We start from the raw sequence: 15,008 nt of genomic DNA, 5'->3' as shown, positions 1-15,008 counted from the left end.
GATCCCGCGCGCCGGCATGACCACCGGCGATGCGGTGGACGTCCTCAACGGCATCGCCCAGAAGGTCATGCCGCCGGGCTACACCGTCGATTATGCCGGTGCGACCCGCCAGTACATGCAAGAGTCGAGCGCGCTGATCCAAACCTTCTTCTTCGCGTTGATCATCATCTTCCTCGCTCTGGCGGCGCTGTTCGAGAGCTTCCGCGATCCGTTGACGATCCTGATCTCGGTGCCGATGTCGATCTGCGGCGCGCTGATCTTCATCGCCATGGGCGTGGGCGGCACCAGCCTCAACATCTATACCGAAGTGGGCCTCGTCACCCTGATCGGCTTGATCAGCAAGCACGGCATCCTGATCGTGCGCTTCGCCAACGATCTGCAGGCGCAGGGCTACGCCAAGCGCCAGGCGGTCGAGGAGGCCGCCGCGATCCGGCTCCGCCCGATCCTGATGACCACCGCCGCCATGGTGCTGGGCGTCATGCCGCTGATCATGGCCTCGGGCGCCGGTGCTGCGGCGCGCTTCAACCTCGGTCTCGTCATCGCCTCCGGCCTGGCGATCGGCACCCTGTTCACGCTGTTCGTGGTGCCGTCGGTCTATCTGATGATCGCCCAGGACCACAACAAACACGCCGTGGCCCTCGACGAACCGCCGGGCTGATGCTTCGGGGCATTTGGAAAAAAACGAAAGGCCGCCTCACCGGGCGGCCTTTTTCGTGGGTGCCGGTCGGCTCCGGCTGCAATTCATCGGATATAGAAGAAATGGGGAAACCTCCCGCAGTCTTCAAGGGGAGTTTTCGGGGGTGCGGCACGAACGCATTCGCGTTGGTGGCGCCGTCGCTTAGATCGTAAACGGATGTGATTGCCGCTCATTCTCACGTTGGCATTGTGTCACAACGACGGAATATCTCGCGCGGCTCACTATCAAATCGCGGAACGCGCGCTTCCGCCTGGGTGAGGGCAAGGCCATGGGGAGTTTCGGCGTTTTACACATGCTTATCGTGCTTGTGATCATGGGCGGCTTTTACCTGCTGCCGACGTGGATTGCGCTGGGACGCAGGCACCATAATTGCGCGGCCATCTTCCTGTTGAATCTCCTCTTGGGTTGGACGGTGTTGGCCTGGATCGGCGCGCTGATCTGGTCTGCGACGTACGTCATCAAACCGCTCAATCGCTGAGCTTTCTCACCCTGCCAAAGAAAAAGGCCGCCTTGTGAGGGCGGCCTATAAGGCAGGGAAAGGTACGCGCAGGTAATTCACCAATTGGTCATGGCACCGCCCTGTTCCAGCCGGTTCACCGGCAGGTAGGCGCGCTTGTAGGGATATTTGGCGGCTTCGGTCTCGTCGATGTCGACGCCGTGACCGGGGGCTTCGCCGGGATGCATGTAGCCGTCCTCGAAGCGGTAATTGATCTTGAAGATGCTTTCCATCTGCTCCGAGTGGGGCATGTGTTCCTGGATGCCGAAATTGTGGATCGCCATGTCGAAGTGCAGGGCGCACGCCATCGTGATCGGCGACAGGTCGGTGGCGCCGTGGAAGCCGGTCTTCACGTTGAAGAGGTCGGCGAAGTGGGCGATCTGCCTGAGATGGGTGATGCCGCCGGTGTGCACGATGGTGGCACGGATGTAGTCGATCAGCTGTTCCTGGATCAGCGTCTTCATATCCCACACCGAGTTGAAGATCTCGCCGATGGCGAGCGGAGTGGTGGTGTGCTGGCGGATCAGGCGGAAGTTTTCCTGGTTGTCGTCGTCGACAGTGTCTTCCAGCCAGAACAGGCGATAGGGCTCCAGATCCTTGCCAAGACGAGCGGCTTCGATCGGGGTCAGGCGATGATGGACGTCATGCAAGAGATGGATATCGTCGCCGAGCGCGTTGCGGCCCGCCTCGAACAGCTTCGGGCACGAACGCATGTATTTTTCGGTCGACCACAGGTTTTCGGTCGGGATGTCGGCATCGGCCGGCTCATAGGCTTCCTTGCCTTTGGGCACGCCGTAGGTCGACTTCAGACCCGGCACGCCCGATTGCAGGCGGATCGCCTTGTAACCCATTTCCTTGTGCTTCAAGGCGTCTTCGATGGTCTCTTCCAGCGTCTTGCCGTTGGCGTGGCAATAGACCAGGACGTTGTCGCGGGAGGCGCCGCCGAGCAGCTGATACAGCGGCAGGCCGGCGACCTTGGCCTTGATGTCCCACAGCGCCATGTCGACGGCGGCGATCGCGCTCATCGTCACCGGGCCGCGACGCCAATAGGCGCCGCGATAGAAGAACTGCCAGATGTCCTCGATGCGATGGGCGTCGCGGCCGATCAGGCAGGGGACAATGTGGTCCTGGAGATAGGAGGCCACCGCCAGCTCACGGCCGGGGAGGGTGGCGTCGCCGTCGCCGGTGATGCCGTCCTTGGTGGTGATCTTGATGGTGACGAAGTTGCGGCCCGGGCTCGAGACGATCACGCGCGCTGATTCGATCTTCAGCATGCTGCCGCCATTTTCTTTTATTGAAACCAAATCGCGAGTCTTATCCACCCTATCACCTCTTGTTCGTGGGCGCCGGACTTCTGATACCGGTACCAGTCTATGATACCGGTAACACAATCTCCTGGTTTTCACAACGGGGTTGGGGTGGGGCGCTGCTGCGGCTTGGTTGCCGCTGGCGGCGCGTAGCGGCGGGCCGAAGACGCTGATATGGTAGCGCAACCATGGGGGTTCGAGGGCGCATTGCGGTCTCGAAAATGCCGGGGCTTGCATCGCCGGCCGAAAACGCTACGCAACAGACAAAGCCCGGATTCAAACCGGCACCTGGGAGGAGAGACGACAACATGGCTACCAAGCTACCCTTTACCGAAAAGGTCGGTTACGCCCTCGGCGATCTCGCCGCGAACTTCGTGTTCCAGTTTATGATCACCTTGCAGGTGACGTTCTATGTCGACGTCTTCGGCCTGCCGCCTGCCAAAGCCGGCCTGATGTTCCTGGTCATCGGCATCGCCGTGGCATTCATCAATCCGGTCATGGGCGTGATCGCCGACCGCACTGTCACCAAATGGGGCAAGTTCCGCCCCTGGCTGATCTGGACGGCGCTGCCGTTCGGCATCATCGGCGTCTTGACCTTCACCACCCCCGACATCTCGCCCGTCGCCAAGCTGATCTACGCCTGGGTCACCTACGCCCTCCTGCGTATCGTCTATACCGTCAACAACGTGCCGTATGCCTCGATCAATGCGGTGATGACCGACGATCCCGACGAGCGCAACTCGGCCTCGCAGTATCGCCAGATCGCCGCCAATTCGGCCGGCTTCATTGTCGCCTCGCTGGTGGTGCCGCTGATCAACATCTTCGCACATGGCTCCAAGAACCCGGTCGATCTCGCCCGCGGCTACGAGTACACGATGGGCCTCTTGATGCTGGTCGCGATGGTGATGTTCGTCATCTGCTTCCTCACCACCAAGGAACGCATCCAGCCCGATCCCAAGCAGAAGTCGTCATTGAAGCAGGACCTCGCCGACCTCATGGCCAACCGGCCGTGGGCGATCCTGTTCCTGGTGACGCTGTTCTATTTCGCCGCCCTGTGCATCCGCGGCAATGCCATGTTCCCGTTCTGCAAGCTGTTCGCCGGCGACGAAAACCTGTTCTCGTGGATGAACGGCTTCGGCCTGTTGTCGCTGCTCGCCGGCGTCGCCTGTTCCAACGCCATCTCGGTGCGCACCGGCAAGCGGCTGCTGTTCCTTGTCAGCATGGCGCTGACCGGCGTCTTCACCCTGGCGTTGATCTTCCTACCGGGCGCTGCCGTCTACACCGCCCCGACCGTCAACCTGCAGATGCATTGGTTGGCCCACTTCATTCCTGTGTTCGACCAGTTCCAGGTCGTGCTGCCGAGCAAGGCGGCGGGGTCCGTGATGGGCCTTGAAGTCCTGCGTCAGTTCTCGTTCGGCATCTCCGGCCCGGTGTTGTGGTCGATGATGGGCGACGTCGCCGATTACGGTGAACACAAGACCGGCCGGCGCGCTTCGGGCATCGTCACCTCGGCGGTGGTGTTCGCCCTCTGGATCGGCCTCACCCTCGGCCAGGCGGCCGTCGGCGGTCTGTTCTCGATGTACGGCTATGTCGCCAAGGCCACCACCCAGACGCCGGAAGCAATCCACGGCGTCGTTCTGACCGGTGGCCTTTATGCCGGTGTCTGTTTCCTGATCGCGGCGGCGCTGCTCTTGGTCTACCCGCTCAATCGCGCCGAGAACAAGAAGATCGCCGACGACCTCATTGCCCGCCGCAAGGCGCGTCAGGTCTGACGGCGCATTTGCATCCTGGGAGCGGGATTGAGCCGATTGCCGGCCGTCCCGCTCCCGCCCCACTCCGCATAAGAACATCTCTCGCGAGGATCCCATGACGACACGTCCGATGTCTGGCCCCATCACCTTCAACGCCCAGCATTCTCCGATGGGCGCCTTCATGAGCTTCACCTGCGGCAATCCCGGTACGCGCGGCGGCATCGGCCTGCAGATCGGCACGCCCGCCGACCAGGAAATCTTCATCGGCGTCATCGACGGCGACCGCTATGCCGACGTGCCGCTGAAGTGCCTGCCGTTCTATATCGGCGCCGCCTCGACCGCGCTGGAGGCCTTCACCGCCGAGACTGCCGGTCCGTCGGAAGCCAATGTCCGCCCCGATGCGGTGACCTTCGGCGCCGACGAGATCAAGCGCTACTATTCCTGGGCGACCGATAGCTGGGTTGCCGGCGACATGGCGTTCACCGTCTACTCTCCGTTCGGCACCATCCCCGATCCGTCGAAGGCCTCCGACAAGCAGATGCGCGACGCGCTGCGTCCGGCCGTGGTCGCCCGCCTCGTCATCGACAATACCAAGGGCGACAAGCCCAAGACCGGCATCTTCGCCCTCAACCATGCCCGCACCGGCCCGCGCATGATCACCGACGATCTCGGCAACGCCCGCATCGGTTTCGCCTTCCGGCGCGAAGCGGGTGTCGCGGCAGAGGTCGTCGACATCACCGCCACCGGCAAGGCCGATTCCCCCGAAGCGTTCGGCTTCATGCGCTGGTCGGCGACCGACGGCATCCGCGAGAAGTACAATCCGGTGCATCTGCTCGGCTCGTGCCCGGGCCTCGGCTTTGAAGTGCCGCCGGGCAAGAAGTACGCCCTGGTGATGGCGCTCGGCTCCTATCTCGAAGCTCCGGTCACCACCGGCCTGTCGGGCAAATACCTGTACACCCGCTACTACACGGACCTCACCGACGTCTTGAAGGCGACGCTGGACGCGTCGGGCAAGGTGGTGGAAGCGGCCGAAGCCCTGTCGGCGAAGCTCGATGCGACCGCGCTGTCGGACGACCAGAAGTTCCTCATCAGCCACGCCACGCACAGCTACTACGGATCGACCCAGCTGCTCGAAATCGACAAGCAGCCGTTCTGGGTGGTGAACGAAGGCGAGTACTGCATGATGAACACCCTCGACCTCTCGGTCGATCATGTGTTCTGGGAACTCGACCACAATCCGTGGCTGGTGAAGAACCTGCTCGACAACTTCGTGGCGCAGTATTCCTACACCGACGAAGTCAAGGTCTATAAGGAAGAGGCCAAGGGCGCCCATTCCTTCGACCACGATCCGTCGCAGCCGCCGCCGCCGCCGGATGCGGCCCAGCTCGCCCGTCCCTACGACACCAAGCCGGGCGGCCTTTCGTTCTGCCACGACATGGGCGCGCACAATAACTTCGCACCCAAGGGCCGGTCGTCCTACGAGCTTGCCAATCTGACTTCCACTTTCAGCTATATGACGGTGGAACAGCTGTGCAACTGGACGCTGACGGCTGGCTGCTATCTCGCCAAGACGCGCGATACCGCCTGGCTCAAGAAGTCGAAGAAGATCGTCGAGCAGATTCTCGAATCGATGGTCAACCGCGGCGGCGACGTCGGGTTTGCCCAATACGATTCGACCAAGACCGCCGGCGGCCAGGAAATCACCACTTACGACAGCCTCGACCACTCCCTCGCCCAGACCCGCAACAACGTCTACATGGCGGTCAAGAGCTGGGCGACCTATCGCACGCTGGCGCTGCTCTTCCGCGACCTCGGCGACAAGAAGGCGGCGGCGAAGTCGCTCGAACTCGCGCAGAAGGTGGCGGGCGTGGTGGCCGATCAGGCGGTCGACGGCGTGTTGCCGGCGATCTTCGAGAAGGACAACCCGGGCTTTGCCTCGCGCATCCTGCCCGCCACCGAAGGCTGCGCCTATCCGCTCTATTATGTGAAGACCGGATATGCCGGCGAAACCCTCGAGCAGGTGTTCGGCTCGCCGAGCGAAAAGCGCATGTTCGAGGCGCTCAAGGTGCACACCCGTACCCTCCTCACCGATCCGATGGGCCGCAACACCTTTGCCGACGGCGGCATCAAGCTGTCGTCGACGTCGAACAACTCCTGGATGAGCAAGATCGCCATCTTCATGCACGTCACCCGCAAGGTCTTCGGTCTCGACCAGGACCCGGCGGTGGCGGACGTGCTGAACAAGGCGGACGCTGCCCACACCAAGTGGCAGACCGTGGGTAGCGCCTATTGGGCCTGCTGCGACCAGATCGTGTCGGGCGCAGGCAAGGCCAGCCGCTACTACCCGCGTATTATCACCTCAGCCCTCTGGATTGACTGATCTCATCCGTCAACTAGGGCGACTGGTACGGAAGCGGCCGGGGAACTCCCGGCCGTTGCCATATGAAGGGGACGATTATGAAATTTTCCAAGGTTCTGGCGCGGGCCGCGGCGGTCGTGGCGCTGACGGCGGCCGCATCCGCCGGACCGACACTGAAAGACGCCTATAAAGGCCTGTTTGTCGTCGGTGCGGCGATGGATTCGGCCCAGATCACGGGCAGCGATGCCAAGGCCCAGGAGATCATCGCCGCCCAGTTCTCGTCGGTGACGCCGGGCAACGACCTCAAATGGGAGCGGGTCCACCCTCATCTCGGACAGTACGATTTCCGCCTCGGCGACAAATATGTCGATTTCGCCACGTCGCACGGCCTCTATCCGATCGGTCACGTCCTGGTCTGGCACATGCAGACGCCGCTGTGGGTGTTCTACCACGGCAACAGCACGCCCTTGTCGAAGGACGAGCTCCTGGCACGCCTCAAGGACCACATCTTCACCGTGGTCGGCCGCTACAAGGGCCGCATCAAGGCCTGGGACGTCGTCAACGAGGTGATCGGCGACGACGGCAACATGCGCCAGTCGCTGTGGTACCAGATCTGCGGCGAGGAGTTCATCGTCAAGGCGTTCCAGTGGGCCCATGAGGCCGATCCCGACGCCGAACTCGATTACAACGACTACAACATCGAATATCCCGCCAAGCGGGCCGGGGCTCTCGCCCTGGTCAGGCGGCTGAAGGCGGCCGGCGTGCCGATCACCACCGTCGGCATCCAGGGCCACTATCTGCTGCGCGAGCCGGACCTTGTTCTGCTCGATCAGACCATCGCCGCCTTCGGACGGCTGGGCGTCAAGGTCGCCCTGACCGAGCTCGACATCGACGTCTTGCCGCGCCCGCAGGGCGGCGCCACCGGCGATACCTCGCTCAGCCTCGCCGGCGATCCCGCCTACAACCCCTATGTCAACGGTCTGCCGGACGACGTGCAGGAGAAACTCGCCGACCGCTACGCCCGCGTCTTCGCCATCGCCGTGCGCCACAAGGATGTCGTCGATCGCGTCACGCTGTGGGGCGTCACCGATGCCGACTCTTGGCACAACAACTGGCCGATCAAGGGCCGCACCGCCCACTCGCTGCTGTTCGACCGCGCCGGCAATCCGAAGCCGGCCCTCGCCGCAGTGATCAAGGAAGCGCAGTAACATCGGCCGATGCGCGACGTCATCCTTCGCGGCTCCGCGCCCCAGACGTCGTGCGGTTATCAAACGACGTGCGCGCGGAGCACCTTGGACGACGACAGGCATGAGCGTCACCCTGAGCCCGGCGCTGCATCGCGGTGGACATCAGCCGCGATGGCTGGTGCGCCGGGCCGCGAAGGGCGACGCGCGTCGGTAGGCGCTACTGCGTCAGCCGATCCTTAGCGAACGCAATGAAGAATGCCCAGTTGGGCTGCATGGTGTGACCGAAGGGGTGCTGGCGGAAGGCCAGTGCCCCTTTCGTCACTTCGGTGCCCACGGCCGGGAATTGGTCGGTGCCGAGATCGCCGGCACCGAGCAGGCGATAGACCGGCCCGGCCGCCACCGCGGCGAGGAACATGCCTTTGGGATCGGTCCAGCCGTCGCCGGCCTCGCGGGTGCCCGAACTGATGAACACGGGCCGCGGCGCGCACAGCGCGATCAGCTCGTGGGCATCGACCGGCAGATCGGCCGCCGTCTTGGGGCCGCCATAGGCGATGAAGTTGCCCGCCATCCAGTGATGCTCGCCGTCGCCGGAGAGGTTTTCCAGCCGCTCGCCATAATCGCGCCGCCACAGCTTGGCGCCGCCCGCGCCCGAGGAGGAAATGTAACCGGCGGCAAGACGCGGTTCGAATGCCATGGCGACGAGCGCGGCTTTGCCGTAGCGCGAATGGCCGCCGACGCCGATGCGCTTGGCATCGATGCGGCGATCCGCGGACAAAACATCGACGACGCGGCTCACCCCCCAGCCCCAGGCGCGCAAGGCGCCCCACTGCTCGGGCGAACGCGGGCCGCCCTTGTTGGTGAGGCCGATGATGCCTTCGTGCAGTTTCGAGGGATCGTCGGCCTGGACGGTGGTCGGCACGTATTCGGCATAGCCCCAGCCGGCGGCGAGCAACTGCTCTTTCCAGTCCGGGCCCTGGCCGGCCGGAATCGGCAGGTTGGCGAATTTGCCGGTCCAGGTGAGGACGATCATCACCGGCACCGGCTTGGCGCTCTTCGGCAGGGTCACAGCCACCGCGATATCGACCTTGATCGCAGGATCGAGGCGATTGTCGACATGGCCAACAAGATGCTCGGTCACCGCGCCGTCGGGGCGCATCGAGCCGCCGGTCACCTCCCAGCGAACGCCCGGCACGTTGGCGGGGATCCGTCCGTAGACTTCGGATTCGAACGCGGCCGCAATCTCCGGGCGCCGTTTCTTCCACCACCCATCTGCCGTTGTGACCGGCGTGCCGTTGGCGAGCTTCAGCGGATCGGGCAGGCTGTATGTGCCCGTGCGCGATTCGTCAAAGTTCGCGGCGTTGGGCGCGTTCGGATTCATGCCGTCGGCGCCTGCTCGCACAGATGTGATGTGCAAGCGCGCGAGCATCTCCTGGTAATCGCTCGGTGCGGGCGCAGCACCCGTCAGTATCAAAACGCACACTGCGACGGTGAATCGTTTCATGGCCCAGTCATCCCCGATTGTCGGACCACAGCTTCGGTGGTACCGGTATCAAACGCGATCATGCCAGAAGAAGCAGGCGCATTTCCAGGAGAAGACGGCCATGAAAGCGGTGTTTTTGACGCTTGCTCTTGCCTCGATGACGGCTGCGGCACAGGCCGAGCTGGTTCTGTTCGACGGCCACAGCACCCCGACAGTCGTCCATGCCGACGGAACGCCGCTCACCAAGGCCGCCGACCTTCTGGCGCATGACCTTTCGGCGCTCTCGGGCAAGAAGGTCGCCACCGCCGCCGCTTTGCCGGCCGCCGGTGCCGCCATTCTGGTCGGCCGCATCGACCAGCCCGCCATCGCGGCACTGCTTTCCGCCAATCACATCGACACCGCACCCGTCGCCGGCAAATGGGAAACCTACGGCCGCGCCGTGGTCGACCAGAACGGCCGCAAGGTGCTGGTGATCTTCGGCTCCGATACCCGCGGCGCCATCTGGGGCGTGGTCGATCTGTCGCGCGAGATGGGCGTGTCGCCGTGGGAGTGGTGGGCCGACGTCGCCATCAGGAAGCGCGCCCACATCGCCATCGACGACACGCTTCGCTATTCCAAGGAGCCGACGGTCAAGTATCGCGGCATCTTCCTCAATGACGAGGAATACGGCCTGTTTCCGTGGGCGGCCAAGACCTACGACAAGAAGCTCGGCAACATCGGTCCCAAGACCTATGCCCGCATCTATGAATTGATGTGGCGGCTGAAGGCCAACACCATCTGGCCGGCCATGCACACGGTGTCGGAAGCCTTCAACAAGGTGCCGGGCAATCCCGAAATGGCCGGCGATTATGCCATCGTCCACGGCACGTCCCATGTCGAGATGATGCTGCGCTCCAATCCCCACGAGTGGGATTCCAAGACCATGGGCGACTACAATTTCGTCGCCAACCGCCAGCGCATGATCGATTATTGGGACAGCGCGGTCCGCGACTACGGCAAATACGACAATGTCTACACGGTCGGATTGCGTGGTGCCGACGATTATCCCATGGCCGGGGCCGACACCCCGCAAGGCATGGCGAAAATCCTGGAAGACGTTTTCGCCGAGCAGCGCAAGATCCTGACCAACCGTCTCGGCAAGCCGGCCGATCAGATTCCGCAGGTCTTCACGCCCTACAAGGAAGTGCTGCCGGCCTATGACGCGGGCCTCAAGGTGCCCGACGACGTCACCCTGGTGTGGCCCGATGATAATTTCGGCTACATCCGCCGTCTGTCCAGCGCCGACGAACGGGCGCGCTCGGGCGGGGCAGGCGTCTATTATCACATCTCCTATTGGGGCGGCCCGATGAGCTATCTGTGGCTCGCCTCCACCCATCCGGCGCTGATGTGGGAAGAGATGGACAAAGCGGTCCGCTTCGATGCGCGGCGCTATTGGATTCTGAATGTCGGCGACATCAAGCCCGGCGAATATCTCACCCAGCTGTTCATGGATATCGGTTTCGACGCGGGACGCTTCCCCGATGCGGCCTCGGTCAAGACCCACCTGAAGGCATTCGCAGTAGAGAACTTCGGCGCCGACCAGGCCGACGCCGTCACCGATGTCCTGTGGGGGTATTACAACCTCGCATTCGCCCGCAATCCGGAATTCATGGCGTGGTCGAACGCGTTCCCCGAAACCGCGGTCAGCCAGACCGAATTCAACATGCTGTCCTATGGCGACGAGAATGCGCGGCGTGCCGACGCCTATCGCGCCCTGATGGCCAAGGCCAAGACGGTGATGGCGTCACTGCCGGCCGATCGCAAGGCGGCGTTCTTCGAACTCGTGCAGTATCCGGTCAACGCCGCGGCACTGGTCAACATCCGCCAGCTCGCACTCGACAAGACCATCACCTACGGGCTGCAGCGCCGCCTCAGCGCCAACGATTACGCCGCCGAAGCGGGCCGCGCCCAGCGCCAGATCGTTGCCGACGCCAAGTATTACAACGACACGCTGCTCAACGGAAAATGGCGCGGCATGATGGGCATCCAGCCGCACAATCTGCCGGTCTATGACGCGCCGCACCTGCCGAAATGGTCGAGCGGTGCCGACAAGTCGTGCGGCTGGCAGACCGAGGACGGCGGCTATTTTGCCGGCGGCGGCTGGCCGCAGCGGCTCGCCAATTTCCAGCGCGCCCTGCCGCGCCAGCGCTATCTCGACCTGTTCCTGACCGGACCGGCGACGGCGAAATGGTCGCTGAAACCGAACCAGCCATGGATCAGCGTGAGCGCGACCTCGGGCACGCTGACGCCGAAGCACGCCGAACAGCGCGTCTGGATCAGCATCGACTGGTCGAAGGCCCCCGACGGTGCCTCCGGCGGCATTATCGCCAGTTGCGGACCCACCAGCTCGCACATGCCGATCACCATCCGCACCGCGCCGGCCAATCCCGCCGCCGCCAACGTCTCGTTCGTCGAAGATAATAATGTGGTGTCGATCTTCGCCAGCCACGCCGATGAGAAGAGCGCCGGCTGGGAAGTGCTGGACGGCCTCGGCCATACCGGCGCTTCGCTGAGAAGCCTCATCACTCAGGCGACCATCGCCCCGGATGCGGCGATCGCCAGCGCCCCGCACGCCACCTATCGCTTCGCCACTGCCGCCAAGCGCGGCTACGACCTCGTCCATGACGAAGGCGCGGTGCTGAAGGTGTTTGCCCTGCCGGTGTTGCCGGTGACCAACAAGAACGGCATGCGCGCGGCAATTTCGATCGACGGCGGGCCGCTGACGGTGCTCGATTTCTTCGGCGCCGAATTCACCGAAGCCTGGCGCCAGCATGTGCTCACCAATACGGCGGTCGCCAAAGTCCACGGCCTCAAGCTGAAGCCCGGCGCCCACACCCTGGCCGTCTATGCGCTTGATCCGGGGCTGATCCTCGATCGTTTCGAGATCGCCTTCGACGAGGCGCCGCATGCTTACGGTCCCATTCCCGAAACCCGCATCGAAGGAACGACGCGATGAAACTCTCCCGACGCGATTGCATGGCGATGGCCGCTGCCGCCGCCATCGAGCCTGCGCTCGCCGCCAAGAAGCCGGTTCCGGCCGGCAGCGCGCCCGGCACGCTGAATGCCATCGCCGAAACCCGCGGCATGATGTTCGGCAGCACCATCGGCCTCGATTCGACCAAGGAAGGCCTGGCGCTGCTGCCGCCGGAGGTGCTGGCCCGTCCCCGCCGCCCGATCTCGTTCAACGATCCCGACAACGCCGCCCTCCTCATCCGCGAATGCGGCATCGTCGTGCCGGAGAACGAGCTGAAGTGGTATGTCGTGCGCCCCGACGTCAAGACCTACGATTTTACCCGCGCCGACAAGATCGTGCGTTGGGCGCGCAAGAACGGGCTGATGGTGCGCGGCCATAACTTGCTCTGGAACGCGATGCGCTGGACGCCGCGGTGGGTCGCCAGCCATGATTTCGGCACGCGGCCTGCGAGCGCCTGCGAGAAGATGATCCGCGATCATGTCTCCAAGGTGTGCAAGCGCTACGGCAAGGATATCTTCAGCTACGACGTGATCAACGAGACCTTCGATCCCAAGACGGGCCAACTCGAGGATACGCCATTCACCAAATATCTCGGCTGGAACGTGATCGACATCACCTATCACGCCGCCAAAGAGGCCGCCCCACACGCCGAGCTGGTCTATAACGACTTTCCGATGTGGTCGCCGGCTGGCGAGCATCGCGCCGCCATCCTCAAGCTGCTCGAATACGGCAAGAAGAAAAACCTGCCGATCGATGCCCTCGGGGTCCAGGCCCATATCGGCTGGGCCGATGAAGGCGGACCGGGCGGGGCGCGCGACGAGGTCGCCTGGCGCAAATTCCTCGATGACGCCACCAGCATGGGCTATGGCCTGTTGATCACCGAGTTCGACATCAACGACAAGGCGGCGCCGACCGACATTGCCGCCCGCGACAAGATCGTTGCCGATCTCGGCAGGACCTATCTCGACATCATGCTGAGCTACAAGGCGATGCGCTATGTCATGGCTTGGGGCCTGGTCGACAAGCATTCCTGGTTGCAGGAGTTCATCCCGCGGCCGGATGGCCTGCCGCAGCGCTGCGCCCTTTACGACGATCATTATCTCGCCAAGCCTCTGCGCGAGGCCTTCGCGCAGTCGTTCGCGGCGGCGCCGGCGCGCCCGGCAGCCATCAAACCGTCATAGGGAACCGACGTTTTTCGCGTTGATGTGCTTGGACGAACCGGTCCGGCGGCGTTACCGTCGGGCCGGGACTGCTTCGGGAAGATTGCCATGAGCCGACTGTCGCGCCGCCAATGCCTGGGTCAGGGCATCGCCCTCGCCGCCGGAGCGCTTACCATCGACGGGGCGCTCGCCGACGCCCTGTCCAAGCGCGACAAGAAGCACGGCCGCGGCCATCCCCACCATCACCGCAATTTCGACAAGGCGGGCTCGGCGCCGGATTCGCTCAACGGGCTGGCCTACGACAAAGGCCTCGCGTTCGGCACCTGCATCGGCACCGGCATGACCAAGGCGACGGCGATGGCCACCGCCGGGCTCAAGGAATTCGCCGCCATCAAGTCGGGCTACAACGATCCCGAAATGCGCGGGCTGATGGTCAGCCAGTGCGGCATCCTGGTGCCGGAAAACGAACTCAAGTGGTACGCGTTGCGCCCGACGCCCAAGGGCTACGATTTCTCGCGCGCCGATCTATTGATGGGCTTTGCCGCGGAGTTCAAATTCTCGATGCGCGGCCACACCCTGTTGTGGAACCGCACCCGCTGGATGCCCGATTGGGTGAGCAAGCATGACTTCGGCGTCAATCCGGCGCTCGCGGCCGAGAAGATGCTGCAGGAGCACATCAAGACGGTGGCGAGCCGCTACGGCGATCGCATCTTCGCCTATGACGTCGTCAACGAGACCATCGCGCCTGCCACCGGCGAGATGGAGGATTCGCCCTTCACCAAGGCGATCGGGCCCGAGGTGATCGACATCGCCTTCCACGCCGCCCGCGCCGCCGCGCCCAAGGCCCAGCTCGTCTACAACGATTACATGAGTTGGTCGCCCAAGGACGCCACCCATCGCGCCGGCGTCTTGAAGCTGCTCGAGCGGCTGAAGAAGGCCAATGTGCCGATCGATGCGCTCGGCGTTCAGGCCCATATCGGCTCCAACGGTATGGGCGCATCCACCGGACTCTTGGGTGATGCCGACGAGGCCGAGTGGAAGAAGTTCCTCGATGCCGTCGTGGCGATGGGCCTCGATCTCGTCATCACCGAGTTCGACGTCAACGACAAATCGATTTCCGGCAGCGTCGCCGAGCGCGACAAGATCGTCGCCGATTACGCCAAGGCCTATCTCGACATCGCGCTCAGCTATCCGCAGACCCGCTACATCATGGCCTGGGGCCTGTCGGACAAGTATTCCTGGCTGCAGCACACCTCGCCGCGTCCCGACGGCCTGCCGAAGCGGCCGTTGCCGTATGACGACCAGCTGCAGCCCAAGCCGTTGCGCAAGGCGATCGTCGATGCGCTCGCCGCCGCGCCGTCCCGTACCTTGTTGCCGATGACCACCGCATAGGAGACCGTCCCATGGCCAATCGCCGTGAAGTGCTTGGCGGCGTTGCCGCCACGACGTTCCTCAGCTCCGGCCTGGGCGCCTACGCCGCCGCGAGGCCCTGGCGCGTCGGAGTGATCGGCTCGGCCTGGATGGGACGCTGCGATCTCTTGGCCCTGATGCAGGTGGC

General features: G+C 63.7%; 10 protein-coding genes. 8 read left to right on the top strand and 2 right to left on the bottom strand.

Annotation, left to right across the window (positions count from 1 at the left end; all coding sequences use genetic code 11):
- Together AC1P6P_RS12675 and AC1P6P_RS12670 are read left to right on the top strand one after the other, a co-directional pair.
- Window positions 1–658: efflux RND transporter permease subunit (locus tag AC1P6P_RS12675; protein WP_481402806.1), on the top strand; the 658-nt coding region annotated here is incomplete at its 5' end.
- 331 nt (window positions 659–989) lie between these two features.
- Window positions 990–1,175, top strand: a complete 186-nt coding sequence (locus AC1P6P_RS12670; RefSeq protein WP_481402805.1) for a superinfection immunity protein — start codon at window positions 990–992, stop codon at window positions 1,173–1,175.
- 77 nt (window positions 1,176–1,252) lie between these two features.
- Here the strand turns inward: AC1P6P_RS12670 and manD are convergent, their stop codons facing one another.
- Window positions 1,253–2,467 carry a D-mannonate dehydratase ManD gene (gene manD, locus AC1P6P_RS12665; RefSeq protein WP_481402804.1) on the bottom strand — a complete coding sequence of 405 codons (1,215 nt, stop codon included), beginning with the start codon at window positions 2,465–2,467 and terminating at the stop codon, window positions 1,253–1,255.
- A 341-nt stretch (window positions 2,468–2,808) separates the two neighbouring features.
- Here manD and AC1P6P_RS12660 point away from each other — a divergent pair, with 341 nt between their 5' ends.
- The 3 genes from AC1P6P_RS12660 to AC1P6P_RS12650 all read left to right on the top strand — a co-directional run bounded on the left by AC1P6P_RS12660 (window position 2,809) and on the right by AC1P6P_RS12650 (window position 7,818).
- A complete protein-coding gene (locus AC1P6P_RS12660; RefSeq protein WP_481402803.1) occupies window positions 2,809–4,272 on the top strand; it encodes an MFS transporter in 1,464 nt (487 codons plus the stop codon).
- A gap of 94 nt (window positions 4,273–4,366) precedes the next feature.
- Window positions 4,367–6,631 (top strand): glycoside hydrolase family 52 protein, encoded by a 2,265-nt coding sequence (locus tag AC1P6P_RS12655; RefSeq protein WP_481402802.1) that lies wholly within the window; start codon window positions 4,367–4,369, stop codon window positions 6,629–6,631.
- Window positions 6,632–6,708: 77 nt separating this feature from the next.
- Window positions 6,709–7,818, top strand: coding sequence for an endo-1,4-beta-xylanase (locus AC1P6P_RS12650; protein ID WP_481402801.1), 1,110 nt, complete (start codon window positions 6,709–6,711; stop codon window positions 7,816–7,818).
- Between the two features lie 196 nt (window positions 7,819–8,014).
- Here AC1P6P_RS12650 and AC1P6P_RS12645 read toward each other — a convergent pair whose 3' ends face one another.
- Entirely contained in the window at window positions 8,015–9,298 is a 1,284-nt protein-coding gene (locus AC1P6P_RS12645) for an alpha/beta hydrolase family protein (RefSeq protein ID WP_481402800.1), read from the bottom strand.
- Between the two features lie 100 nt (window positions 9,299–9,398).
- Here AC1P6P_RS12645 and AC1P6P_RS12640 point away from each other — a divergent pair, with 100 nt between their 5' ends.
- The 3 genes from AC1P6P_RS12640 to AC1P6P_RS12630 all read left to right on the top strand — a co-directional run bounded on the left by AC1P6P_RS12640 (window position 9,399) and on the right by AC1P6P_RS12630 (window position 14,842).
- The gene (locus AC1P6P_RS12640; RefSeq protein WP_481402799.1) at window positions 9,399–12,272 is read left to right on the top strand and encodes a glycosyl hydrolase 115 family protein; all 2,874 of its coding nucleotides are present in this window, start codon (window positions 9,399–9,401) and stop codon (window positions 12,270–12,272) included.
- A complete protein-coding gene (locus AC1P6P_RS12635) occupies window positions 12,269–13,471 on the top strand; it encodes an endo-1,4-beta-xylanase (RefSeq protein ID WP_481402798.1) in 1,203 nt (400 codons plus the stop codon). The genes AC1P6P_RS12640 and AC1P6P_RS12635 overlap by 4 nt, the downstream gene beginning before the upstream one ends.
- 87 nt (window positions 13,472–13,558) lie before the next feature.
- A complete protein-coding gene (locus AC1P6P_RS12630) occupies window positions 13,559–14,842 on the top strand; it encodes an endo-1,4-beta-xylanase (RefSeq protein WP_481402797.1) in 1,284 nt (427 codons plus the stop codon).
- The last annotated feature ends 166 nt before the right edge of the window (window positions 14,843–15,008 follow it).

Source organism: Rhizomicrobium sp., from assembly GCF_056722145.1.
The sequence above is the reverse complement of the archived record's forward strand: the minus strand, read 5'-3'. Positions and strand labels throughout refer to the sequence as shown.